The sequence below is a fragment of the Marinifilum breve genome, from assembly GCF_003202155.1.
GTDB classification, from domain to species: domain Bacteria; phylum Bacteroidota; class Bacteroidia; order Bacteroidales; family Marinifilaceae; genus Marinifilum; species Marinifilum breve.
The window spans coordinates 111,815-137,637 of the sequence record NZ_QFLI01000014.1 but is presented as its reverse complement, the minus strand read 5'-3'; the positions used below and the strand labels follow the sequence as shown (position 1 = coordinate 137,637).

The following is a 25,823-nucleotide window of genomic DNA, read 5'->3' as shown; positions in this document are numbered from 1 at the left end:
ATGAAAATTCAGGTGAAATAACAATTCTGGATAATACCTATTTGGATTATGAACGAAATGGGAGTCATAACCTAACTTTAACGGTAAGTGACGGGTTACATACGAGTGCAGAGGAAAGTGTGTTTATTCAGATGTACGATGAAAATGATAATGCTCCTGTAATTACAAGTGGACAGTCATTTAATGTGGATGAAAATGCTTCCAATTCAACAAGTGTAGGAACAGTAAGTGCAACAGATGTTGATTTGAATACTCATTACACAGACTGGACAATTACCGGAGGGAATACAGATGGCATTTTTGCGATTAATACAGCATCCGGAGAAATCAGTATTGCAGACAACACGAATCTTGATTTTGAACAAACAGAATCATATTCACTTTCTATAACAGTAAGTGATGGCGTAAATACAAGTCTGGCTGAGAATGTTAGGATCGACATCAATGATTTAAATGATAATATTCCTGTTATAGCGGCAAATCAAACTTTCAATGTAGATGAAAACAAAGCTAATAATACAATTATTGGAACAGTAATGGCTACAGATAATGACGCCGGCACAAGTTTCTCTGCTTGGAAAATCACAGCTGGAAACACAGATGGTATATTTGAGCTTAACGCTTCTTCCGGAGAAATCAGTATTGCAGACAATGCGAAATTGGATTTTGAAACAACTACCAGCTATACATTAAGTATTACAGTTAGAGATGGTGTAAATACCAGTCTTACTGAAAATGTTATAATTAATATCAATGACTTGAATGACAATATTCCTGTTGTTACTTCAGGACAAAATTTTGGTGTAGATGAAAACTCAGCAAACAATACTGCAGTTGGAATAGTTTTAGCCACCGATGCAGATGCACAAAGCACATTTTCGCAATGGACAATTATCAATGGCAATGAAGATGGTATTTTTACTATTGATGCTGCATCTGGAGAGATCAGTATTGCAGATAATTCCAATCTGGATTTTGAGAAATCAGAATCGTTTACACTTTTAGTAACTGTTAGTGATGGATTGAATGTTAGTACTGCAGAGAACTTGATAATAAGTTTAAATGATATAAATGATGTTCAGCCAGTAATTACTCCTGCACAAGTATACCATATTGCAGAAAATTCTGAGCAAGGAGTTGTAGTTGCTACAATAGATGCTACAGATGGAGATGCAAGTCCTTCTAATTTTACATTTGCATGGAGCAGTAATGATGGAAATATTAATTCTGCCTTTGTTTTAGAACTATCAACAGGTAAAATTAAAATCAATAATGAAGGTGCTATTGATAGGGAACAATTTGAAAAGTTTGAATTAATGTTCACAGTTAGCGATGGAGTGAATACAAGTGCTCCGGAGAAAGTGATTGTTGTTTTGGATGATCAGAACGAATTTGCACCAATTATTTCAGATGGACAAAGTTTAGATATTAAAGAGAATAGCATGCAAAATACCATTGTTGGTACAGTGAACGCTACGGATAAAGATATCAGTTCTACATTATCAAACTGGAAAATTATCAGTGGTAATGAAGATGGAATATTCAGTATTGGAGAATCAAACGGTATGATTTCGATTGCTGACAATACCAAACTCGATTATGAATTAATTACAAATTATAGCTTGCAATTAACAGTTAGTGATGGAGAAAAAATCAGTACAGCACAAAACATTTCAATTAATGTGATGAATGTAAATGATAATGTTCCATCTGTTACACCAAATCAAAGTTTCACAATTCAAGAAAATCTTACTAATGGGCATGGGTTTGCAGTGATCAGTGCCGTAGATAAAGATCATGATGCAGAACTGACAAACTGGAAGATTATTAGTGGAAATGAATTGAATGCATTTAGATTGAATTCCGATGATGGAAATTTATACGTCAATAACAGTAGCCTTTTGGATCGTGAAAAAGTAGAGTTTTTTGAAATTACTGTGAGTACAAGTGATGGTGAACACACTTCGGAACCTGAAGTAATTAAAATTTTCCTGGAGGATTTAAATGATAATCGTCCGATTATTGCTGCAAATCAAAGCTTCTCTTTAGATGAAAATCCGGAAGAAAATGAGATCATTGGTAAGATATTGGTAAGCGATGCTGATATAAGTCCAACAACTTACAGGAACTGGATGATCACAAATATGGTTGATTTCAATAATAATGGGAATCACGCAATAGCAATTGATCCTGACAGTGGTCAACTAACAGTGAATGATCCTGCAGATTTTGACTGTGAAACCAATGCGAGTTTTACAATTAAAGTAAAAGTATCGGATGGTACTGATTTTGGATCTGAAGAAACAATTACCATTAACCTGAAGGATATTAATGAATATGCTCCTGTGATAACAGAAAATCAAGAGTTTAATATCATGGAAGATGCCAGTGAAAATACAGCAATTGGTGTTTTAATTGCCACGGATAAAGATATTGTAACAAGTTTGTCACAATGGACAATTACGGAAGGAAATGAGGCTGATATTTTCATGATTGATCCGTCATCTGGTGAAATCACACTTGCTAACAATGAGAATATAGATTTTGAAGCAAGCCAAGTACATATCTTATCTGTGACTGTTAGTGATGGAATGTATAGTAGCGAACAACAAAATGTAAGCATTAATGTTATCGATGTAAATGAAGCACCTGTAGCCAAAGTTGGTGATGATCAAATGGTGGCAGGAAATGTATTGGTAACATTAGATGGTAGTAATTCTACAGATCCGGAAAATGATGAATTAACTTATCATTGGACAGCTCCTGAAGGAATTACCCTTTCGGATGTGAATTCGGCACAACCTACTTTTACTTCGCCAATATTGAATCAAAATAAAGACTTTACATTTACTTTAGTTGTAAATGATGGTGAATTTGATTCTGAAGAAGTAACTACAACAATTAATGTTGAGTTGACTACCGGAGTGGATGATCTAAGTCCAATTGTTGAACAAGTCCTACTATATCCAAATCCAACCAAAGGTGCATTTAACTTATCGTTTGGTAAAAATCCAACAGGTGGAGTACTTGTGATTATTAGTAATCTTAATGGACAGGTGTTTCATCAAGAAAGAGTTTACGAAAAGGTGAAACGATTTCATAAATCACTGGCACCAGGTATGTATCTTGTAAAAATAATGTATCAAAATAAGGTATGCACTCGAAAATTATTGATTCAATAATTGAATATTATCTAATTTAGATACTTGATTTTAAATAAATAACTACCTCATTTTTGGGGTAGTTTTTTATTGGTTTTATTACTGTAGAACAATTCCACACAACTTGTCCATTAATTTCCACAATTCATAAATTTTTCCGTTTGAAACCATTTTAGGGTCGTTTGTAACAAAAAATATAACTTATACGTTTACAGAGTGTTAATTGAAATTGAAAATCAGGTAGGGTATACCTATAAGATTTCGGTATTTTAATTGTAAAGGTTTTAAGATGAGAAATTAAACAAGATTTTAATCAAATCCGGATGTAAAGAATATTGGGATGTCACATTTGGAGGATTATCAACTAAAATTTAAGAATATGAAAAGAAACATTGTTGCCGTAGGAATGTTGTTGGCTTTTTCAGCTGCACTTTGGAGTTGTTCAAGTTCTGATGATAAAACACCAGGACAAGATCAAACATTAGAACAAAACTTGACCAGTGAAACTCAATCATTAGTTACTGCTGTAGAAGAAATTTCCACATCAGAAGGATATAAACTAATTACTTTGAGCGAAAGTACAAAAGAGGGAGCTGAAGATGAATCTGATGATAGATTTTCGTTTACAAGAACAATTACTCTTGAAGATATAAAAGGAGTGTATAATTATATACTTCCAACAAGCGAAGCTGAAGGAAGTAGTACTAAAATGTGGGGAACAGAGTTTGCATTTGAAAAAGCTGAAGAGAGTGAATTTTTCGTAATTAACCTGCCGCAGGAAAAGGCTGAGAAACCTTGGATGCTTTATCAGGAAATGGAAGGTGAAAGCGAAATGGATAATGATTTCAATGTTACCGCTTCTCAGTATAATTCTTCAACAGTAATGAATATTGAAGGATTTGAGTTTGATTACTTATTAGATGCAGATATTAACATAGAAGAAGAAGCTGCAGGAAGTATTTTTGTTGATTGGACGATGAGTATGTCTGCTGGTATGAGTTGGGATTATGAATCAGAGTTTGGATTCCCTAACGGATATTCTGTTGGTCACGAATTTGAATTTGGAGAAGAAATTGAGTTCGCTTACAATCTTAAGAAAGATGAGGAAGTGTTATTCATGGAAGAAGTTTCGTATACTCCAGGTAATGGAGAAGAAAATGCAGAATATGAATATACCCTGACAATTGGTAATATTAAAATTGTTAGGAACTCCAACAGCGAAGGTTATGAAGTTTATCGTGATGGAGAATTGGAAGAAGGAGCTGTTATCACTGTATTAAATGATGATACTAAAGAAGGAGAAGGTGATGGCGAAGGAGAAGAAGATGAGTCGGATAATGCTTTCTGTCGTGGTGGATTCGATATCAAAATTACTTTCGCTGATGAATCAGAAGTAATCTTGTCTGAATTAATTGGTGAAGAAACTCTTGAACAACTTGATGAGATCTTTAGCTCTATGCACGATATGTACTTTGTGAACAAATTGGTTGACAGAGTAGCAAAAGAAGCATACGAAATCAATATGAGTGAAGAGGCTGGAGAATAAATTCAGCTAAATAATACAGATTAAAATCCGGCCAATTGGTCGGATTTTTTTGTGCATCTTTATTTCAATTATCACAATATATAATCCAGATGAAGATAATTTGTATAAGCTTACTTCTGAACCTCATTTTCTCTTCTGTAAATTCTCAGGAGAAAGTGAATAATTCAGAAGAAGGCAAAGCAAGTTTCTACTCTGACTATTTCGAAGGAAGAAAAACTAGTTCGGGTGAGATATTTTACCAGTATAAGTACACAGCAGCTCACAAGAGCCTTCCTTTTGGCACTTGGGTAAAAGTGGTTAATCTGGAAAATAAACGTTCTGTAATCGTCTTAATTAATGATAGAGGTCCATTTGTTAAAGGGCGGGTTATTGATTTATCCAAAGAAGCTGCAAAACAATTGGGAGGTTTACACGAGGGGATTTTTCATGTTCGGGTTTCAATCCATATAAAGGATGAGGATTACATTAGCCTTAAATCAGTTTTGAGACCTGTTCCGAACCAATCATTATCTTCATCTTTACATTAGGAAAGTTCGATGTAAGAAAGTATAAGTGTCTATAAAAACTTTCATGATTAATAAAGGTAAACACCAACAGTAATAAAAGTTACGGTGTTCGTACGTTTGTAATATCTAAGACTCAAACTACAAAGATTACGCAGCTCTGCTGCTATTCAGGTTAATGTAGATTGGACATTAGTTCGGTGCAGAGCACCTTAATATTTGTAGAATATTTAACAAATTATCAAATCTAAAGGTACAGAGTACCGCTATCTAGTTTATTAAGATTTTTAAGACTTTCAGAAAAAAAAGAGCGCTACCCTAAAGGATAGCGCTCACTATATTTGGATTTCAGTCTAATTAATCCTTGATTTTTGCTGCTAAGAACTCACGGTTCAAACGAGCGATGTTTGCAATAGAGATTCCCTTAGGACATTCTACCTCACAAGCACCAGTATTGGTACAGTTACCAAAACCTAGCTCATCCATTTTAGCTACCATGTTTTTCGCACGACGAGAAGCTTCAACACGTCCTTGTGGCAATTTAGCCAAGTGAGAAACTTTTGCTGAAACGAACAACATAGCTGAAGAGTTCTTACAAGTTGCAACACAAGCTCCACAACCGATACAAGCAGCAGCATCCATTGCTTCTTCTGCATCATCTTGTGAGATTGGAATTGCATTACCATCAGGTACACCACCAGTGTTTACTGAGATGTAACCACCAGCTTGCAATACTTTTTCAAAAGCAGTACGATCAACAATCAAGTCTTTGATTACTGGGAAAGCACCAGCTCTCCAAGGTTCAATAGTGATTGTTTCGCCTTCTTTGAATTTACGCATGTGCAACTGACATGTTGTAATATCATCGTCTGGTCCATGAGCACGTCCGTTGATAAACAAGCTACACATACCGCAGATACCCTCACGACAGTCGTGATCGAAAGCGATAGGCTCTTGTCCTTCGTTAATCAATTGCTCATTCAAAATGTCCAACATTTCAAGGAATGAAGTACCTCCTGAAATATCATTGATTTTGTAAGTTTCAAACTTACCTGCAGTTTTAGCGTTTTTCTGACGCCAAACTTTTATCGTTAAATTTTTAATTATCTTATCTGCCATGGCTTACTTGTATGAACGTTGTGTTAATTTTACTTCTTCGAAAACTAACTCTTCCTTGTGCAATACAGGCTCTGCATTTTCACCTTTGTATTCCCAAGCTGAAACGTAAGTAAAGTTTTCATCATCACGTTTTGCTTCGCCTTCTTCCGTTACTGATTCCTCGCGATAGTGACCACCACAAGATTCGTTACGATTCAAAGCATCACGAGCCATCAAATCACCTAATTCAAGGAAATCAGCTACACGACCAGCTTTTTCTAGTTCGATATTCATTGCATCGAAATCACCAGGGATACGTACATTTTTGTAGAAATCAGCTTTGATCTTAGCAATCTCTTCGATAGCATATTTCAAACCTTCAGCATTACGAGCCATTCCTACGTAATCCCACATGATGTTACCCAAACGCTTGTGGAAAGAATCTACTGACTTATCACCTTTTACATTGTAAAGATTTTGGAAACGCTCAGTAACAGCTTTCTCTTTCTTAGCAAATTCTGGGTGGTTCAAGTCGATACGTGGAGTTTGAATTTCGTCAGCTAGGTAATCACCAATTGTGTATGGCAATACGAAGTAACCATCAGCCAAACCTTGCATCAAAGCAGAAGCACCAAGACGGTTACCACCATGATCAGAGAAGTTAGCTTCACCAATTGCATACAAACCTGGAACTGTAGTCATCAAGTTGTAGTCAACCCATACACCACCCATTGAATAGTGGATTGCAGGATAGATCTGCATTGGCTCTTTGTAAGGATCTACGTCAGTAATCTTTTCGTACATCTGGAATAAGTTTCCATAACGAGCTTCGATTACATCTTGTCCTAATCTTTCGATAGAATATTTAAAGTCAAGGTAAACAGCTTTACCTTCAGCATTTACACCGAAGCCAGCATCACAACGCTCTTTCGCAGCACGAGAAGCAACGTCACGTGGTACCAAGTTACCATATGATGGATATCTTCTTTCCAAGTAGAAATCACGATCTTCATCAGCGATATCATTTGGTCCCATTTTACCTTCTTGCAATTTAATTGCATCTTCTTTCTTCTTAGGAACCCAAACACGTCCATCGTTACGTAACGACTCAGACATCAAAGTCAACTTAGATTGCTGCTCACCGTGAACAGGAATACAAGTTGGGTGAATCTGTACGAAACATGGGTTTCCAAATAAAGCACCGTTCTTATATGCTTGCCATGCAGCACCACCATTACAACCCATCGCATTAGTTGATAGGAAGAATACGTTACCGTAACCACCAGAAGCGATTACTACTGCGTGTGCACCGTGACGTTCAATTTCTCCTGTAACCAAGTTACGAGTAATGATACCACGAGCTTTACCGTCAACAGTAACGATGTCAAGCATTTCGTTACGCTCGTGCATTTCGATCTTACCTTGTCCGATCATGCGGTTCATAGAAGCGTAACATCCCAATAGCAACTGCTGTCCGGTTTGACCACGAGCGTAGAAAGTACGGCTTACCAATACACCACCGAATGAACGGTTAGATAGAGTTCCACCATACTCACGTGCAAATGGTACACCTTGAGCAACACATTGGTCGATGATGTCACCACTTACCTCAGCCAAACGATATACGTTTGCCTCACGTGCACGGTAGTCACCACCTTTAATTGTATCATAGAACAAACGATAAATTGAATCATTATCGTTCTGATAGTTTTTCGCAGCGTTAATACCACCCTGAGCAGCAATAGAGTGAGCTCTACGGCCTGAATCCTGGTAGCAAAATGCTTTTACGTTGTATCCCATCTCTGCCAAAGAAGCGGCAGCAGATCCACCGGCCAAACCGGTACCTACAACGATAATATCTAATTTTCTCTTATTCGCAGGACTAACTACTTTAATAGCAGCTTTGTGTTTCGACCACTTTTCTGCTAATGGTCCGGCTGGAATTTTTGAATTTAATACTGTCATAACCGTTTAAAAATTAACAATTAAGCAAAAAAGTGTAAGTACAAAGGAATAATGGTAAATCCGCCAGCAATAAAAATTGCGTAGATGTAACCAGCTCTTTCCAAGCGAGCTCTCCAAATAATATTACTCATTCCGATTGATTGGAATGATGACCAGAATCCATGTGCCAAGTGTAATCCCAATAAGACTGCACCAAGTACATAAATACAAGTGTAAACAATTCCAAATGTACCAGTTGTGAAAAGAGCTTTAACTAAAGCTGCTCCATCATGGATTTCAACGCCATCAACCATTTTCATAGGTACTTCTCCGGTAATCTGCATAGGAACAAAGAAATGCATCAAGTGCATTACAATGAAAACCAATACAAGACCACCCAAAACGAACATGTTTCTTGAAGACCAAGTACTGCTGTTACCCAAGTTCTGCGAAGCATACTTTTGAGGACGAGCTTTCTGGTTTTGCAATGTCAAGATGATTGCATAGATGATGTGCACGATAAAACCACCAAATAAAACTGGCTGTAAACCAAAGCGGATTACCGGCATTGCCATAAAGTGTGCTCCTGCATTAAATAACTCTCCTGTGCTATCAAACATCAAGAAGGAGTTCAAGATCAAGTGCACTAACAAAAATAGTACAAGGAAAAGGCCTGACAAACTCATTATCAACTTTTTCCCAATAGATGAACTTAAAAAACTGCTCATAAGTTTAAAGATTTAATTAGACTGTTTATTATAAGCTTTTACTATAATTCCTTGCAAATGTAGACGCTCCCCTTGGCTGAAACAATATTTAGGAACATATCTAATTTATTTAGATTGATTCTAGGATAATCCTATAATTCAGGTTTTTAGAAAATTAGAATTATAAAACTAGGTATAATTCTAACTATAAACCAATTAAGGAATATTTTCCGTAATCAATTTTTTCAAAACGATGCAATTTATTAAATATTTGTATGTTATAGAACAAGCTTTTTTGATATTCTCCTAATTTAGAATGTCATTTAAACTTGCAAAAAATTGTTTTATCCGATAAGAATACAATTTGCTCTTTTGCTGTGTGTTACTTGTTAAAATATCAAATTTACATATGGATCAGTATTTAGAACTGGAAAATTGCCGATTACGATACAGAGATAATGGGAAGGGAAATACAGTAGTTCTGCTTCATGGATATCTTGAATCTGTAGAAACATTCGAAACTTTTGCCAACGATCTTTCTCGATTGGCCAGAGTCATTACTATCGATTTGCCAGGGCACGGATCCTCAGAATTAAAAAGCGATTCTTGTAGTATTGATCAGATGGCTGAGGCTGTAGATCAATTGGCTGAGCATTTGAATTTGGAGCGAATTAATATCATTGGACACTCAATGGGAGGATATGTGGCATTGGCTTACGCAGATTTATTTACCGAAAAGCTCGAAAGCTTCTGCTTGTTTCATTCAACGCCAAATCCGGATACCGAAGAGAAAAAAGCCAATAGACAAAAAGAAATTGAATTGGTAAAAAAAGGGAAGAAGGAACTGATTTGTAAAACCAGTATTCCCAATACCTTCTCAAATAATAACCTGAAAAAATTCGCTCACGAAATAGACCGAATCACTCAAATTGCGTGTAATACCTCTGATAATGGAATAATAGCAGCTTTGGAGGCTATGATGAATCGCCCAGATCGAAATCATGTGGTTAAAGCACTGGATATGCCTAAGGTGAGTATCATTGGGAAAATGGATAACTTTATTTCTTTTCAGGTGGCGGGACAGATTGCCAAAGAGAATAATCTGACTCCTTTCGTGTTGCAAACATCAGGACATATGGGATTTATAGAACAAAGGCAAGAATGTTTGCGTGAGATTTTCCGTATTATTTATGAATGCTAACTTAACCACAAAGAGCACTAAGGTTTTTCACAAAGGACTCGAAGGAAAACTTGTCCACAGATTATATGAATCACACAAATAATTTAATTTCAAGATAATTAACACAAGCTTGAATTAGGCAATATTTCTGGTATTTTCGAGCTGCTTGACATATAAGCCAAAAATAACAAAGTCCCACTATTCAAATAGTGGGACTTTGTTATTTAATCTTTGTGTACTTAGTGGTTATCTCTTAGTTTCCTCCATAAAGCAACTCATATTCTTTTTTACTTGCTGTGGCATGCCATTTTGCAGGAAGTACTTTCCAGTTGTTGTCGCACTCAATATCAACGGTTCCTTTTTCTTCTATCCATTTCATCAGGTAGTAACGAAGATCTTTGGTAGTTGAGTTAATCAATCGGCTGGTTAATTCTTCTTTGCTTAGGCCAGAACCTTCGGTAAGGTGATTGCCACCACCATTTCCACGATAAGAGTTTAGAGCAACTCGGTATGTTTTGTTTACATCGAATTTTTCACCCGAACTCATACCGGAAATCTTGATTCTGTTCCCGTAAGGCTTGGATACATCAACCGTGTAATCAATTCCTTCTGCCGAATCGTAATTGAAAAACATTGTGGTAAGTCGACTGCCTTTTTCAGTTGTTGAAATGTATAGCATCGGATCATTTGCCGATTTCATTTGCTGAAACCAGTTTTTGTAACTGAACTCCAGAAAATCCTTAATTTCTTTTCCTGTAAGATTCATGGTGTACAACAAATTCTCAAATCGATACAACTTAAACAGATCGCGAACCTGAAGTTCACCTGAATCGATTGTTGCATTGTAGGATAGAGGAGCAGCAAAAGAAATGTCCGCTTCAGCCAAATCCATTTGAATGTTCTGAATTAAATCGATGAAAGGAGAATCGCCAAACATGGCATCCTTTGTTGATATGCTTGTTTTAAAGCTTCCTACTTTTCGCGATACATAAGCCTCTACCTCTTTAAACAAAGGAGTAAAATGTTCTACATATTCTTTCGATTTCTGAATCTCAGCAATCTTAACCAAACTTGGTTTTAAAGTTTTATCGTATGCTTTCTTCTCGCTATTCCAATTCAAATCAACCACAACTTCGGCCAAAAATTTGGCTTTGCTTTTAGGATTGATCACCAAAACTTTTTCCTTATTAATGTTTTCGAACCAAGAAATTTGTTCATGATGATCGTGTCCGCAGATTACCATATCGATACCCGGAACTTGCTTGGCCACTAAAATAGAAGCATTTTCATTGCTCATTTCATTTTCATGCTCTTCTCCAGCACCAGAATGAAACAATCCAATCACAAAATCAGGTTGTTCTTTTTCCTGAATAATTTTCATCCACTTTTGTGCCGACTCCACCATTGGTTCGAAATGCATTCCCGACCAAATTTTTTCAGGCAACCATTTCGGAATTGCTGGAGTTATCAAACCCAAAACTGCAATTTTTACACCTTGTTTTTCGATTATGGTATAAGGTTGAAAGTATGGTTTTCCATCAGAATTACGAACAGCATTGGCTGCCATCCAAGGAAAAGCAAATTCCTTTGCCAATTTATCGTATACCGAATGTCCTGGCTCAATGTCATGATTTCCAACCGTGGCGGCATCGTACCCCATATAATTCATTACATCGGCACAAATGTGTTTGGTTTCTGTTTTTTCGAAATTCGAATAGTAAACCAAAGGATCGCCCTGCAGAATGTCGCCATTGTCCAACAAGATTACTTCAGCATCAGCTTTTTTTCTTTGCTCGCTAACATACTCGTAAACCTGAGCCAGTGAGGTAGAAGTTTCCCTCTCGTTAACCAAGTCGTAAGGGAATAGTGCTCCATGAACATCACTGGTTCCGTATATTTTTAATTGTAATTGTTCTGCTTTTTGAGGTCCGCATGCCGAAATTATCAGCATGATAATCATAGCATAAAAGATTGATTTTAGTTTCATTCGTTTTGGCTTATTTTCTTATGTTGTGATTTTATAAGGTGCGAAAAATAATAAAAAAGAACAAATACTGAATGGGCTGGAATATCTATCTAAAGAATACGCCTGAAGAGGTATCTGGAGCGTTGGTTCTTTTTCTGGCTTTCTCTAATACCTCTTTCTTTTCATCATCGTTGTATAGCGACCAGTTTCCAATTTCTTCTGTAGTGCGTTGACATCCAAAACATACTCCATTGCTGTCTTGTCGACAGATTTTAATACATGGTGATTTTATTGCTTCCATAGCTTCGTTTGTTTATTTAAATTCATTACAAATAAAGATTAAAAAGTCTTTTTTTCAAAATGGGAACTTGAATTTATCCAAAAGAAAAATCCCGAACTCGCAAGCCCAGGATCTTTCCTAATCAATATAGTCTAACTTTAATCTAATTCTATGAAAAAAAATTTCTCTGTTTTGTACCCTACAAATGTAGGGGAGAAGTGTGCTAAATGGTTTGAACAAATGTTAAGGAAGATTAAAAGTGTAGGGATTGCCGCGATTGATATAATGGTGCGCTGCACCTTGTTAGAATTTCTAATGTGTAGTTCTATAAATATTTCGCAGCTCTGCTGCTTCATATCCTCAAAGGAGTTAGGTGTGGTGCATTGGTTAATTTAAGGATTATAAATCCTTTTGCTCCACAATCCCTGATTGCAAATCAGGGAAAGCTTGAGAGTTTTCGGTACGGAGTACCGGAATGTTTATAGAGAATTTGCATGAAATGAAAGAAGGTACAGCGTACCGTAATCTTTAGATTGTATGAGTGTCTTGTGTTAAATCCCGAGGCAAAGGATAATTTTAGTATTTACGGATTATAAATCCTTTTTCTCCACAATTCCTGATTGCAAATCAGGGATAGTTCGGTAGGCTGATTTCTTAAAGCTGTAAATCAATTCTCTCCTTCAGGAGAGATGTCCAAAGGGCAGAGAGGTGTTTTTGTGATTCGATTAAACACCAGTTCACAATTGAGGTACCATAGTATTTTGGATTGCTTGAATGCCTTGGGTTAAAACCCGAGCCAAAGGAAAAATTCAGCACAGACTATTTCCATTTACTCCCAGCTTTAGCTTGGGGCTGAAGAATACAATGGATCACATTTTATGAAAATCAATAGTTGATATTGCTATGATGGTAAGATAGGTGTTATTTATTCGTTATTTCCTTTAAGTGTAAAAAATAGATTTGTTAGTCAGGTAATTATTGGTGTTGGAGTTTTTCCATTCCTATGAATACTACATAGAGCTATAAGACAATAAAAATATTTACTAATTTTTTGTTTAGTTATAATAATTGGCTAAATTCGTTAGAGTGTGACGGAAAAATGAGAGAAGTTGGCAAAGAAAAATAGTTTCAGAATCAATTATCATTTGATAAAAGCCAAAATGTTGTTTTGCGGAATTATCATTTAATGAAAGGCTGAAATAAGATATTTTGAAGCGTTATCATTTAATGAAAGGCTTAAATGCGATATTTCGGTGCTTTATCATTTAATGAAAAGCCAAATTACAATATTTCGATGCGTTATCGTTTAATGAAAGACTGAATTGCAATATTTTGAATCGTTATCATTTAATGAAGAGCTGAAATGTGATATTTCGATGTTTTATCATTTAATGAAAGTAACATATTGATTTTTAGAAATAATCAATTAATACAAACTCTAAAAACTAGAAATTATGACATTGATTAAGAAAATTTCAACCAACAGTCGCAATGGTGATGTTAGTACATTATTAACTCTTATTCTGGGTGCATTTGCAAAGAGTGACTGGAGTTTAGATGTTTATTTAAGTGAACTAATTAATACCATACGTGGGTATTGTACTTCTTTGACCGAAGCACTGAATCGTTTAAAAGTCTATTCGCAAATGGCCGAAAAGGACAACATACGCGATATGGCAATTAAATCTTTGTTTAAGTTAGTTGAGGGATACACTCATATTCCGATTGCTGAGATTAATGAAGCAGCAAAGGTAGTTGAAAATGTATTGGAGCAGTATGGTATGGACATTCGGAATGATGATTACGCCGCAGAAACGGCTGAGGTAAATTCATTACTGAACGATTTAAGCAAGCCTGAAGTTGCAGCAGCCATTGCCAAATTACAAGGAGTGGCCGAAATTGTTGCAGCTTTAACTGCAGCAGAAAAAGATTTTGAAGCCATAGCGCTACAACAAGCCGAAGGCGAAGGAGCTAAGAAAGATTTGGCAACTGCCAGTAGATTAAAGAAAGCAGCTTTAAAAGAAATAAACGACAATTTGGTAGGCTATATGAACACCATGGCGAAGGTAAAGCCAGATACTTACCAAACTACCACCCAAACCATTGCCGAGTTAATAGAGAATAACAACGAATTGGTTAAGCGCCGTCGCACAAAAAGCGATGAGGAGGTAGAAGCCGAAGCGATATAGAATAAAGAATTGTAATGCGAAAGCTTCCACGAGAGTGGGGGCTTTTGTTTTGGAAATGATTGAAATGAAATAAATAAACTTTGATTTCTAGTTAATTGAGAATTTAAAAACGAAATAGTATGCAAAATTTTAGAAGGATAATAACAATTGTTTTACTATGCTTTATACTGATACCTGAAAATGTTTTAGCGCAAAACATTCATTTAAAAGTTAATATTGAAGGGATAAAAAACAACAATGTAGAACTCCATATGGGACCATATTTTGGAGAGGGGAAAGTTTACGAACACAAAATTCAAATTAATACAGGAGAGTTGCTTACTATTGATTGTAATATCAAGAAACTATATCAATGCAGAATTATAAATAATGAGATGTGGGTTCATTTTGCTAATGATTCTACATGGTGTAAAAATAGAACTGTGACGTTTTATGCTGAGCCCAACGATACCATAACAATTAAGGGTAAATTGAAAGAGTATTCGGTTGATTATACAATAACTGGAAATAAAATTAACGAACAATACTCGGAATATCGTAAAGAATATTTACCTCTATTTGAAACAGAGATAAAATTGACTATTGAGCAAAATAGAGCCGAAAGATCGACTATGCCACTAGATAGCATAAAAAGTAAAAGCTCAGCTCGTTGGGCATACAACAAATATTTGTGGCTTGAATCTTTGAAATTTGTGGAAAAGCATCTTGATTATGAATATTCTCCACGGTTGATATTTCCATTGTATGTGCCTTACGATTCTTTGGAGATGTATAAAAACAAGCTTCATAAAAATGTATTTAAAGCAGATATTGGTAGGAGGTATTTAGAAGAAGTTAGGCGTGAAGGGAATAATTTTAAAACAGAAAGTGGTAAGGCCCCGAATTTTAAATTTAAAAGTCATAAAGGAAAAAGGTATAAACTATCAGATTTTAGAGGGAAATTTATTGTATTAGATTTTTGGGGATCATGGTGTGGTCCTTGTTTAGCTGGTATCCCTAAAATGAAAGAATACTATAATTTGTATTCAGAAGACATTGAGATTATTGGAATAGCATGTAAGGATAAGGACAAAAATTGGCGCAATGCTATTCAACGTCAGAAATTAATATGGCTTAACACCTTAAATTCAAATAAGAATGACATATCTGAACTTTATGGAATAAACTCTTATCCAACTAAAATAATAATAGATAGAGAAGGAATTATTATAAAGAAGTTTATAGGAGAAAATGAAGATTTCTATTTGTGTTTAAAAGAATTGATTGATAATGAAATAATTGAAAATCAATTAAAATAATACCAAAGAAAAATCCCGAACTCGCAAGTTCGGGATTTTCTCTAACCACTATTTACTAACCTAAATCTAATTCTATGAAAAAACTTCTCTGTTTTGTACATTACAAATGTAGGTTAGAAGTGTGCTAAATGGTATGAACAAAAGTTAATGAAACTTAAAAGTGGGGGTTTTGTATTTGTTTTGCACCCCTTCGCCTGTCGGCACTTCCCCTGGAAGGGGAAGATTTAAGGTTTATAGTGCGGTGCTTGATTTTATAATATCTTTAATTACGGGATGTTTCCCTTCAAGGGAAACTGTCGATAGACTAAAGGGTGGAGATACATATAAATTCAATTAATCCTTTCAATCATGTAAAATGATTCTAATTGATCCCAAAGAAAAATCCCGAACTCGCAAGTCCGGGATTTTCTCTAACCATTATTTACTAACCTAAATCTAATTCTATGAAAAAAACTTCTCTGTTTTTGTACATTACAAATGTAGGGTAGAAGTGTGCTAAATGGTATGAACAAATGTTAAGGAAGTTTAAAAGTGAAGGGCATTCCGCAATTGATATAAAGGTGCGCTGCACCTAGTCTAAACTTCTAATGTGTAGTTCTATAAATATTTCGCAGCTCTGCTGCTTTATTTCCGCAAAGGAGTTAGATGCGGTGCATTTTGGAATTTATGGATTATAAATCCTTTGCTTCACAATCCCTGATTGCAAATCAGGGATAGCTCGGTAGGCTGATTTTTTAAAGCTGTAAATCAATTCTCTCCTTTAGGAGAGATGTCCAAAGGACAGAGAGGTGTTTTGTGATCCGATTGAACACCATTTCAATTGCTGTCGCACGAATCTTTACCAAAGAAAAATCCCGAACTCGCAAGTCCGGGATTTTCTCTAACCACTATTTACTAACCTAAATCTAATTCTATGAAAAAACTTCTCTGTTTTTGTACATTACAAATGTAGGGTAGAAGTGTGCTAAATGGTATGAACAAATGTTAAGGAAGTTTAAAAGTGATGTGATATTGAATTTATGCTTCGGTGCTCTGCACCTAACTTAAAATATTTGTCATTGATTCTATAAATACTTCGCAGCTCTGCTGCTTTATTTCCCCAAAGGAGTTAGGTGCGGTGCATTTTGGAATTTATGGATTGTAAACCCATTTACTCCAGAATCCCTGATTGCAAATCAGGGATAGCTCGATGTCTTATTCATACACAAATTTAGATCCAGAATTTTCTCCTACAAAACACTTAAGGTTCTTGCTTTTATTTTTTATTAGTACATAATATGAGTTGCCTACTTTCTGAAGAGTATCGCCAATTTCCACCAATTTATAGATTCCTTCATTATCATTTAATGAATGAAAATAAAATGAATCTCTGCTCTCAATATTGACCACTCTAATAAATAATTCTTGCCTTGTATTTCTATCTATATACTTATTTATTACTTCTGCTTTATATGTTGATCTGTAAAAACCCTGATAACTTCTTTTCTTTAGACTAAATGGATTAATAAATACAAGAATAATACATCCAATAATTAGAATGATGCTTTTGTGATATTTCGTTAAAAGTTTAGTTATTTCCATAGCAATTAATTTACCTCTAACTGTCTAATGAATTGTATTGGTACTTATTAACTCTTCAATTCAATTATTAAATCTCCTTCAGATAGTTTCAAGTCTTAAAGTTCAATCCAAAATGAGCGATCATCAGAATCTGTGTCATCAATAACACGAAATTCGGAGAAATCAGTTTTTGCAATTGGAAGCCTGGATATTTTTTTCACTCCTTTAAAATCTGATGATAGTTCTATGGAGTTGATTATTTTTAAGATAGACTTTAACTCAATTCTTTTTCTAGCTCGTTTTTCAGTGTTATTACTTTTAATGACTTCTTCTAGGAGTTTTTCAATGCTATCTTTAATAATAAAACTCATCTGTTTTTTTGCTTTAGAATGGTTTGTTTTCTCAAATTGCTATTAGTTGTATACTTGGATTTTCAGCTACAAATCAATTCATCTACCCCTTCGAATTCCTCAAAAAAGATTGTACATATCTCAATTCCGAATAGCTGTAATCATTTCCCAATGCTTCTTTTACCGGGTTTAAACTGTCGGTGCCATGCTTTTTGAACTGCTCCTTAATTTTTTTGATTTTCTTTTTTTCCACAAAGTCTTTTAAATCGAGCATGCCCAGACCAACGTAATGTGCCAAGTGTGATTCGATGGTGGTTTGTGCCAAGTTGCGCATGGCTGCAATTTCTCTAACATTTTTACCCTCGGTATACATGTCGAAAGTTACCTCCTTGGTGTTGGGTTTCTTTGGTTTTACTTCAGGCTCGGGCGTAAAATTCAGCATGCCCAAACCTTTTTCTTGCCTGTATTCCATTACCAGCTTTATTACCTCGCCACCATATCGTTCAATTTTCTTTTTCCCAAATCCTTTCACCGCTTTTAGCTGGTCGGCCGAGCATGGCAACATATTGGCAATATCCACCAAACTACGTTGCGAGGCAATCATATAAGCAGGAGCATTTATATTTTCCGATAGTTCTTTTCGCCAGCTTTTTAACTTGCGAAGCAATGTAGGATGTTCCACATTTTCGTCCACCACATCGCGTTTTCGTTGGGCTCTAAAACGAACTTTTTCCAAATGTGCCTTGGCCCTGATGTCCAAATAAGGATCAAGCTTAAACCCATTGATGCATGTCTTTACACAGCTAAGTTTCACGTGCGAAAGTTCGTTCAGCTGTTTCAGGTATTCATTAATCACTTTCTCAATGGCTTGATTATCGGTTTCAAACGAATGGTCGTTTAAGATGGAAATTAAATGCTGATCGAGCTTATCGGTGAAATACTTGCAGCCATTTTTAATTCTTTCCTGTGCTTCCTTGTTATCATCCAATTTCTCCTCGCCAAAGCAATACCTTTTTAAACTAGGAATAAACTTATCGGCAACGCTTAAAATTTCAGTCTGGAAGGCATCGAAACCAGTTTTAATTTTCTCAGGCAGATTGCCCTGGAAAGCTTTCAGATTATCTTGTAGTTGTTTGTTGAGGTTTCGGTAAACTCTGTACAGATCGGAATAGGTAAACAGTTCTTCCAAGAGTTGAAACTGGAAACTTCTTTTGGCAATCTCCAATTGTTCTTCCTTTGGCGGATTATTCTCGATGTATTGGGTGAACTGGGAAACTGAACGATCGCAAATGATACCGCTTTCGTTTAATTTTGATTTTAGCACCAATCCTTCCAGCGATTTGCATCGGCTTAAAGCCACATAAACCTGACCGTGAGCAAAGGCTGCATTGGCATCGATAATGGCCTTTTCGAAAGTTAAGCCCTGGCTTTTGTGAATGGTGATGGCCCAAGCCAGTTTCAGCGGATATTGGGTAAACTGACCAACCACATCTTCCTGAATCTCTTTCGATTCCTGGTTGATGCTATATTTAATGCTTTGCCACTCTTCAGGATGCACTTCAATTTCGGAATGATCATCTTCACATTTTACCAGTATGGCATCTTCTTCGAATCCGGTAACGGTACCGATTTTACCATTGAAATATAGTTTCTCAGGCGAGCTATCGTTCTTCACAAACATGACTTGCGCACCTTTCTTCAATTTCAAATCTTCATCGGTAGGATAGGAGTATTCAGGAAACTGTCCATCAATTCTGGCACCGAAAGATTCAGTTTTGTTTTTAAGCTTCTCCAGTTGTTCTTCGTTTATTTTTTGAGCTCGAGCATTGTGCGTAGTCAATGTAATGTAACCATCCTTATTTTTGGGATTAAAATCAGGCAAATATCTTTTTTCCAACTCCTTGAATGAGGCATGGGAAAGATGGTTGTTCCTGATTTCGTTTAGGATTTGAATGAAATCCTGATCCTTCTGACGATAAACATGTTTTAACTCGATGCTAATGTGTTGCGCGGAACGAAAAGCACGACTGCTAAAGAAAAATGCGGTATCGTAATGCTGACTGAGCAAACTCCACTCTTCATTTTTTACTACTGGAGGCAGCTGTTGCAAATCACCAATCATGAGTACCTGAACGCCACCAAAGGGCAGGTTTCGGTTCTTGAATTTTCTCAGAACTTCATCAATTCCATCCAGCAAATCGGCACGAACCATACTAATCTCATCAATAATGAGAAGATCCAGTGATTTAATCAGGTTGATTTTTTCTTTGCGGTATTTGCGCACCGAAGCTTCGCTTGCATTGGGTTTTTCATTCAGGATTTGTCCCGGAAGAATGGGACCAAATGGCAATTGAAAAAAGGAATGTATGGTAACACCTCCCGCATTAATAGCCGCCACACCCGTTGGTGCAACCACAACCATTCGCTTAGGCAATTCAGCCTTAAGTTGTTTCAGAAATGTTGTTTTACCAGTACCGGCTTTTCCTGTCAGAAAAATTGTGGTATTCGTATTTCTAACGAATTTGTGCGCAAGTTCGAGTTGTGAATTGGATTCCATTTGTACAGATCATGATTGTAAAGATTAAAATTACAAAACCCAATTCATCTTAAACAATAAAGTGAAGCTTATTTATTCAATCTCTACAATTTTATTTTTAACTGCATACATTACCAGGGAAGTAGAGTTTTTGCATCCTGTCTTGCTCAGAAGGTTGGCACGATGGCGATCAACAGTTCGGTGACTGATGAAAAGTTGCTCTGCGATTTCGGCATTGCTGTAGCCATCGCAAATTAACTTTAAAACTTCCAATTCTCTGGAGGAAAGCTTAACAGCATCGGTTCTAAGTTTTTGTAATCTTTTCTGATCTAAAATATTTACCAATAGTTCTTGTGAAAAGTATGATTTTCCTGCAAGAACAGCTTCAATGGCGGCAATCAATTCATCGGCATCGGAATTTTTTAACAGAAATCCTTTCACACCAGCTTCCAACATCTGATCGTAATATTCTTCCTCGCCATGCATCGAAAGCACAATTACTTTAAGATCCGGATATTTCTCCATTGCTATTCGAGTGGCTTCAATGCCATTCATCTCTGGCATATTAATATCCATTAAGGCAATATCGATTGTTTCATTCTCAGCCATTTCAAGAAACTCCTTTCCATTCGAGGCTTCTCCAATAACAGTAATGTTTGGGATATTGCTTAATAAGAAACGCAATCCGCTTCTAAACATCTTGTGATCGTCAACAATTATTACCTTATTTTCTTCCATTTTGCAATTATAATTTAATTTCAATAATAGCCATCATTCCGCCGCGTTTGGGATTACTTTTTATTTTGTGTGTTCCGTTTAATGATCGGATACGACTTAGCACATTATACAATCCCATTCCACTTGAAGTACCAGCATTGATTTTCTTAGAATCAAAACCTATTCCATCATCAATGTATATTAGGGATAAAAGTTTGCTTTCAAGTGACAGGTTAATCTCGATATTTGTAGCTTTGGCATGTTTAATGGTGTTATTGATTAGTTCGGTTACTACTCTAAAAATAACAACTTCTACCTGGTGATTCAACCGTTCGTTCATATTTTCGGCATAAAAACTAATGTTTATGGCCTGTGAAACATTAATCTTGTTGGTGAATGATTGAATGGCTTTCTCCAAACCAAAATCATTTAAAATATGTGGACTCAGGTTGTTCGATATCTCTTTTATACTTACCAATGCTTCGTTTACGGCATCTAAAGAAGCACTGATGATATTATCCTTATCATCTTGAGTTTTTACTTTTCCGAGCGAAGTAAGATACAGATTAATACTTGATAACAAAGGACCAATGGAATCGTGCAAATCAGTTGCAAATCGCTTTCTTTCGCTTTCTTCAGTATTGATAACAGCATTTAAAACCTTTCGCTCGGTTTCCTGTCTGATACTGATATCGGTACCAACAGAAAGAATCAATTTGCTATCCTGAAGTTCAATCAAACTCAGGTGAATTTCAACAGGAAAAGTACTGCCATCTTTACGACGCTGTACTGATTCAAACGAAACTGAAGGGTTTGATGTACTTAGTTTCTTGCGATAAGTATGAAGTTCAGAACTGCTATGAATGATATCAATTTCACTATAGTTCAATTCCAGCAGTTGGCTTTGTTTGTATCCCAGCCATCTGCAAGCAGCAGAGTTGGCATCTAAAATCTGACCATCAATGTTATAAATCAAAATTTCATCAGAAGCTTGTTCGATTAACGAACGCCAACGTTTTTCCGATACTCTTAGCTTTTTCTCTTCCTCACGGATTTGCTCTTCGGCCACTTTACGTTGGTTGATGTCAATTAGAGTTCCAACCATGTTTAATGGGCCTCCATTTTCAGAATAATCGAGAATTTTGCCTTTTGCTTTGAACCACATCCATGTTTTATCCTTGGAACAAATTCTAAATTCGATGACAAACATTTCGCTTTTACCCGACCTGTTCTGCTTGTCTTTCTGTTTAATAATGATCAGATCTTCCGGATGAATTACCTTACATAGCAATTCTCGAGTATCTTTTTGGGTTACTGAATGGTAACCAAGTTTGTCCCAAATGGTTTTACTAATGAAAATCTCACCAGTCTTAAAATTGTGTTCCCATACACCATCCGAATTGGAATCGAGCATGTGAAGCAATCTATTCCTACTGCTTTTTAATTCCTCATTGGCATGTTCAAGGTTTTCGGTTCGTTCCTTTACCAACTCCAGGAGGTTATGACGGTGATGTTCAAGTTCTTTGTTTTGTTTTATAATTTGTTCTGTCTGTAATTCCAGTTTCTCATTAGCAAAAATGATTTCCTTGGTGCGTATGGCAACTCTTCTATCCAGTTCCTCATTTATTTTTTTCAACCTTCTTTCATTTCTTTCTCGCTTAATGGTTGTGTATCTAAGAATGAAAATAATTACAACAATAAAAATGGCAATAACAACAAGAGAGGTTCTGTATTGCTTTATGATTGAGGGAGGTTGATTGCTAATAAAGCTACCTTTTGGCAGTTGTTTGGGTAGGATTTTAAATCGCTTCATCTGTTCAAAATCAAACTTGAATTGATTATAGCCTTCCCTTACAATGGGGATATTCGAAGCATTTTTACCATTTAAAATCTTTAAGGCTGACTTAGCTGCCAGTTCTCCTTGTTTAAATCCGCTGGTGATCATTCCACCAACAATACCTTCGTTAAAATAAAATTCCCAGCTACTGTATATTGGTAAACTTGTGACTTCGCGTATGATTTCTATACTCTCCTGGTAGGAGATATAGTTTCCTTCTTTATCGCGACTAAAATTGATAAGGTATATGATGCTATTCGGATCAAGGTTTTTTACATTTTTAACCAGTTCATCTATTGATAAATTTTCAAGGAAAACGAGTTTAGCATTAGTGTCAACCTCAGGCCAGATATCTCGTACATTATTTCTGTTTAGAATTGCAGATCTGGTTTGGTTATCGTTGATCACCACCAATTGTTTGGTTTTTGGATGCAATTGAAGGGCAATTTCAATGGTTTTTTTGGAGTCAATTTCTTCGGTAACCCCTGTAACCTGATCGAAGCCACTAATTAATTTGGATGAAAATTGATCGACACCACAAAAAACAATTGGGATGTTATCAAAGTAATTCTGGTAATAACTCCTCACAAAATCGAGGGCATTGTTATCACAAACAATAATAACATCGAATAAGTTTTTTTGATGTTTTAAATCGTAAAGTTTTGCAAACTCGGCTAGGTATTCAGCTTCGGAATGCCTTTTTGTGTCCATGTATTCAAAGATGATTTCTATGTCATCATCTTGATCGAGAACGGACAAAATTCCTTCACTAATATTATCTGTCCAATTTAATCCCTGGTGATAGGAATGAAGTACCAGAACTTGTTTCTTTCTGGCAGCAGTTTCAAAACTGCAAAGCAATACACAAATGCATATTAGCAGAACCCCGATTGATATATTTTTAAAATACTTCATTCTCTTTATACAGAACAACACATCAATTTAGTTGAATGTTTGGAAAGATACTAAGCTTAACGCTGTTTTACAATGTTGTAAAATACCCATTTTTATGATCCAGTACAGGTATTACTAGTCCTAAAATAATAAAAGGCTGATCCTTATTAAAGAATCAGCCTTTATATCTGTTATGGGTAATCAATTATTCATTACCAATTACTCATTGTTAATTGACTTATAGTCCAAGTACTTTAGTGCCTTGCTTGAATACTACATCTTTAGGAATACCTGCAGAGTTTACACGATCAAGATCTTTTTGTAAATCTTCGCGGATGAAACCTCTATCAGCAATCATTTGTTTTGCCAATTCGTAGTTACCGTCACCTTGAACAATTAGGATTTGTCTTCCCAATTCGTTCATAGCAGCTTTCATTTTTTCGAAATCTACTTTATAAGTTCCAGTTGCAGCATCTCTTGTGAAAGCACCTTGCTCTTCGAAGAAATAGAAACGCATCATGTTTGCTTTACCATGAGCACTTGCAGCACCAAAACGAACCGAGCGGAAGATACCAGCCATGAAAGTTACATAGTTATCCATTAGCTTGCTCTTGTCCATTTCGCCCCACTCAGCCATTTGAGTAATCATGTATAAACCTAAAATATCAGCTTTACCTTCCTCGATAGAAGTGTAAGTATCTTTAAGAGCCTTACGAACGCTAACTTTATCTTTTAAAGTGTAGTTGATTCCTAAACCATGAGCTACTTCGTGGAACATTACATTTTCGAAGAATGCATCGAAAGTAACGTTTTTACGCTGGCTTTCGTCAATCAATAAATCAGAAATAGGAACCAAAATCTTGTCGAATTTAGCTTGCATAGCATTTTTCAACTGAAGCTTTCTACTGCCTTTTGCAGCGTGTACACGAGGATCATTTGGTAGGTTAATTGCAATGTTTTTGCTACCTGCGTTGCAATCACCAGCGTAGTAAATTACATCGTAAGCATTCATGTCAGCATTTGCATTTGCTTTTTCAGCTTTGTATTCAGGAGGTACAGGAAGACCTTCTTGTAAACGTGGCAATAATGAAGCAAACTTTGATAGTTTTTCACTCCAAGCTTTGTCTTTCACCAAAATCTGACCAGAGTGAGAAGCTTTGTATCCGTAAAGAGCATCTTCATAAGTTTCGATAGGACCAACAACAAAATCAATTGTATTCGATTTCATATCCATCCAAGCCAAATCAGAAGCCAAATAGTCATCTGTTAAAAGAGCTTCTGCACGAAGTTCTAAGTATTTCTTTAAACCTGCGTCTTCAGCTAATTCAGCAGCTTTCTTTAACAAGTCAGATGCTTTTTTAATTTCTTCAGGATATACTTCATGATAAGGAGCAACTCTTAATGTGCCATCTTCATCACGAACGATTTTAGTATACCAGTCAGTTTTCATTTCATCCTTGATTGCATCAAATTCTTCAGCAGTCATATCTTTTGGATAGAAATTAGCTCCTTTTGGTTTAGCTCCAAATCCATCAATGAAAGCTTTGTTATCATCTAATCTGTCCCAAGGACCATAGTTAATTTTTGAGTAAGCAACAGCTGCTGGATCAGTTAATTTAGAAAGGAATTCTGATTTGTCACCAATTGCATCTTTCCAGAACAATTCTTCCATGATATCAGCTACCTCAATTAAAATAGGAAGCATTTGTTTTTCCTTCTCAGTAAGAAGATTCAAATCAGTAGTGAGCTCGAATTCAGCATACTGATCTACCAACTTTTGAGTTGGAGAAACCACTACTTCTTTTTTTTCTTTTTGGTTACAAGCTACTAAACCAATAATTAGGCCTAACAACAAAGTAACAGATGCGAGTTTTTTCATTTTTGCAATGATATTAGTTAGAAAATGTTGTTTATGATATTTGAAATCAGGGCAAAAGTTGTTTGATTATTTTTACCTTGCATGATCTTTCAAAACACTCAAAAGTACAAGCAAAGAATTGCATTATCAAGATTTATGCATGGAAAGCTGGCAGTTTTGATTTTTTATAAACAACAAA

17 protein-coding genes are annotated in these 25,823 nt (G+C 35.8%); 6 read left to right on the top strand and 11 right to left on the bottom strand.

The genetic code is table 11. From position 1 onward, the window contains the following. The 3 genes from DF185_RS21935 to DF185_RS21925 form a co-directional block, all read left to right on the top strand. Nucleotides 1-3,182 (top strand): cadherin domain-containing protein (locus DF185_RS21935; protein ID WP_119754654.1); only part of this gene is annotated, 3,182 nt, incomplete at its 5' end. A gap of 358 nt (nucleotides 3,183-3,540) precedes the next feature. Then, entirely contained in the window at nucleotides 3,541-4,707 is a 1,167-nt protein-coding gene (locus tag DF185_RS21930; protein WP_133250125.1) for a hypothetical protein, read from the top strand. Nucleotides 4,708-4,796: 89 nt separating this feature from the next. Beyond that, the gene (locus tag DF185_RS21925) at nucleotides 4,797-5,234 is read left to right on the top strand and encodes a septal ring lytic transglycosylase RlpA family protein (protein WP_110363712.1); all 438 of its coding nucleotides are present in this window, start codon (nucleotides 4,797-4,799) and stop codon (nucleotides 5,232-5,234) included. A gap of 333 nt (nucleotides 5,235-5,567) precedes the next feature. Here the strand turns inward: DF185_RS21925 and DF185_RS21920 are convergent, their stop codons facing one another. From DF185_RS21920 to DF185_RS21910, 3 genes are read right to left on the bottom strand one after another with little or no spacing between them, the layout of a single operon-like run. Next, nucleotides 5,568-6,329: a succinate dehydrogenase/fumarate reductase iron-sulfur subunit gene (locus tag DF185_RS21920; RefSeq protein WP_110363710.1), complete on the bottom strand. Its 762-nt coding sequence runs from the start codon at nucleotides 6,327-6,329 to the stop codon at nucleotides 5,568-5,570. Nucleotides 6,330-6,332: 3 nt separating this feature from the next. After that, nucleotides 6,333-8,273: a fumarate reductase/succinate dehydrogenase flavoprotein subunit gene (locus DF185_RS21915; protein WP_110363708.1), complete on the bottom strand. Its 1,941-nt coding sequence runs from the start codon at nucleotides 8,271-8,273 to the stop codon at nucleotides 6,333-6,335. A gap of 20 nt (nucleotides 8,274-8,293) precedes the next feature. Then, complete coding sequence (locus DF185_RS21910) at nucleotides 8,294-8,980, bottom strand: succinate dehydrogenase cytochrome b subunit (RefSeq protein ID WP_110363706.1); 687 nt, start codon at nucleotides 8,978-8,980, stop codon at nucleotides 8,294-8,296. A gap of 388 nt (nucleotides 8,981-9,368) precedes the next feature. Here DF185_RS21910 and DF185_RS21905 point away from each other — a divergent pair, with 388 nt between their 5' ends. Continuing rightward, nucleotides 9,369-10,160 (top strand): alpha/beta fold hydrolase, encoded by a 792-nt coding sequence (locus DF185_RS21905; RefSeq protein ID WP_110363704.1) that lies wholly within the window; start codon nucleotides 9,369-9,371, stop codon nucleotides 10,158-10,160. 232 nt (nucleotides 10,161-10,392) lie between these two features. Here the strand turns inward: DF185_RS21905 and DF185_RS21900 are convergent, their stop codons facing one another. Both DF185_RS21900 and DF185_RS21895 read right to left on the bottom strand, forming a co-directional pair. After that, nucleotides 10,393-12,126 carry a bifunctional metallophosphatase/5'-nucleotidase gene (locus tag DF185_RS21900; RefSeq protein WP_207784724.1) on the bottom strand — a complete coding sequence of 578 codons (1,734 nt, stop codon included), beginning with the start codon at nucleotides 12,124-12,126 and terminating at the stop codon, nucleotides 10,393-10,395. A gap of 85 nt (nucleotides 12,127-12,211) precedes the next feature. After that, entirely contained in the window at nucleotides 12,212-12,406 is a 195-nt protein-coding gene (locus DF185_RS21895; protein ID WP_110363702.1) for a DUF1289 domain-containing protein, read from the bottom strand. A 1,433-nt stretch (nucleotides 12,407-13,839) separates the two neighbouring features. On the opposite strand from DF185_RS21895, the gene DF185_RS21890 reads away from it, so the two are divergent. Together DF185_RS21890 and DF185_RS21885 are read left to right on the top strand one after the other, a co-directional pair. Beyond that, nucleotides 13,840-14,574, top strand: a complete 735-nt coding sequence (locus DF185_RS21890; protein ID WP_110363700.1) for a DUF6261 family protein — start codon at nucleotides 13,840-13,842, stop codon at nucleotides 14,572-14,574. A gap of 119 nt (nucleotides 14,575-14,693) precedes the next feature. Then, nucleotides 14,694-15,872 carry a TlpA family protein disulfide reductase gene (locus DF185_RS21885; protein WP_110363698.1) on the top strand — a complete coding sequence of 393 codons (1,179 nt, stop codon included), beginning with the start codon at nucleotides 14,694-14,696 and terminating at the stop codon, nucleotides 15,870-15,872. Nucleotides 15,873-17,066: 1,194 nt separating this feature from the next. Here the strand turns inward: DF185_RS21885 and DF185_RS21880 are convergent. The 6 genes from DF185_RS21880 to DF185_RS21855 form a co-directional block, all read right to left on the bottom strand. After that, entirely contained in the window at nucleotides 17,067-17,453 is a 387-nt protein-coding gene (locus DF185_RS21880; protein WP_110363696.1) for a hypothetical protein, read from the bottom strand. A gap of 95 nt (nucleotides 17,454-17,548) precedes the next feature. Further along, nucleotides 17,549-17,803 (bottom strand): hypothetical protein, encoded by a 255-nt coding sequence (locus DF185_RS21875; RefSeq protein ID WP_110363694.1) that lies wholly within the window; start codon nucleotides 17,801-17,803, stop codon nucleotides 17,549-17,551. A gap of 82 nt (nucleotides 17,804-17,885) precedes the next feature. After that, the gene (locus DF185_RS24125; RefSeq protein ID WP_110363692.1) at nucleotides 17,886-20,339 is read right to left on the bottom strand and encodes a helix-turn-helix domain-containing protein; all 2,454 of its coding nucleotides are present in this window, start codon (nucleotides 20,337-20,339) and stop codon (nucleotides 17,886-17,888) included. A 72-nt stretch (nucleotides 20,340-20,411) separates the two neighbouring features. Beyond that, nucleotides 20,412-21,056 (bottom strand): response regulator transcription factor, encoded by a 645-nt coding sequence (locus DF185_RS21865; RefSeq protein WP_110363690.1) that lies wholly within the window; start codon nucleotides 21,054-21,056, stop codon nucleotides 20,412-20,414. Between the two features lie 7 nt (nucleotides 21,057-21,063). After that, nucleotides 21,064-23,787, bottom strand: coding sequence for a sensor histidine kinase (locus DF185_RS21860; protein ID WP_110363688.1), 2,724 nt, complete (start codon nucleotides 23,785-23,787; stop codon nucleotides 21,064-21,066). Between the two features lie 217 nt (nucleotides 23,788-24,004). Beyond that, on the bottom strand, nucleotides 24,005-25,645 hold the full coding sequence (locus tag DF185_RS21855; protein ID WP_110363686.1) for a dipeptidyl-peptidase 3 family protein: 1,641 nt from the start codon (nucleotides 25,643-25,645) through the stop codon (nucleotides 24,005-24,007). Nucleotides 25,646-25,823: the final 178 nt, after the last annotated feature.

Excerpts from the sequence above, each read along its gene's own strand:
- DF185_RS21930 (WP_133250125.1), top strand. The coding sequence starts at position 3,541 with ATGAAAAGAAACATTGTTGCCGTAGGAATGTTGTTGGCTTTTTCAGCT.
- DF185_RS21925 (WP_110363712.1), top strand. The coding sequence starts at position 4,797 with ATGAAGATAATTTGTATAAGCTTACTTCTGAACCTCATTTTCTCTTCT.
- DF185_RS21920 (WP_110363710.1), bottom strand. The coding sequence starts at position 6,329 with ATGGCAGATAAGATAATTAAAAATTTAACGATAAAAGTTTGGCGTCAG.
- DF185_RS21915 (WP_110363708.1), bottom strand. The coding sequence starts at position 8,273 with ATGACAGTATTAAATTCAAAAATTCCAGCCGGACCATTAGCAGAAAAG.
- DF185_RS21910 (WP_110363706.1), bottom strand. The coding sequence starts at position 8,980 with ATGAGCAGTTTTTTAAGTTCATCTATTGGGAAAAAGTTGATAATGAGT.
- DF185_RS21905 (WP_110363704.1), top strand. The coding sequence starts at position 9,369 with ATGGATCAGTATTTAGAACTGGAAAATTGCCGATTACGATACAGAGAT.
- DF185_RS21900 (WP_207784724.1), bottom strand. The coding sequence starts at position 12,126 with ATGAAACTAAAATCAATCTTTTATGCTATGATTATCATGCTGATAATT.
- DF185_RS21895 (WP_110363702.1), bottom strand. The coding sequence starts at position 12,406 with ATGGAAGCAATAAAATCACCATGTATTAAAATCTGTCGACAAGACAGC.
- DF185_RS21890 (WP_110363700.1), top strand. The coding sequence starts at position 13,840 with ATGACATTGATTAAGAAAATTTCAACCAACAGTCGCAATGGTGATGTT.
- DF185_RS21885 (WP_110363698.1), top strand. The coding sequence starts at position 14,694 with ATGCAAAATTTTAGAAGGATAATAACAATTGTTTTACTATGCTTTATA.
- DF185_RS21880 (WP_110363696.1), bottom strand. The coding sequence starts at position 17,453 with ATGGAAATAACTAAACTTTTAACGAAATATCACAAAAGCATCATTCTA.
- DF185_RS21875 (WP_110363694.1), bottom strand. The coding sequence starts at position 17,803 with ATGAGTTTTATTATTAAAGATAGCATTGAAAAACTCCTAGAAGAAGTC.
- DF185_RS24125 (WP_110363692.1), bottom strand. The coding sequence starts at position 20,339 with ATGGAATCCAATTCACAACTCGAACTTGCGCACAAATTCGTTAGAAAT.
- DF185_RS21865 (WP_110363690.1), bottom strand. The coding sequence starts at position 21,056 with ATGGAAGAAAATAAGGTAATAATTGTTGACGATCACAAGATGTTTAGA.
- DF185_RS21860 (WP_110363688.1), bottom strand. The coding sequence starts at position 23,787 with ATGAAGTATTTTAAAAATATATCAATCGGGGTTCTGCTAATATGCATT.
- DF185_RS21855 (WP_110363686.1), bottom strand. The coding sequence starts at position 25,645 with ATGAAAAAACTCGCATCTGTTACTTTGTTGTTAGGCCTAATTATTGGT.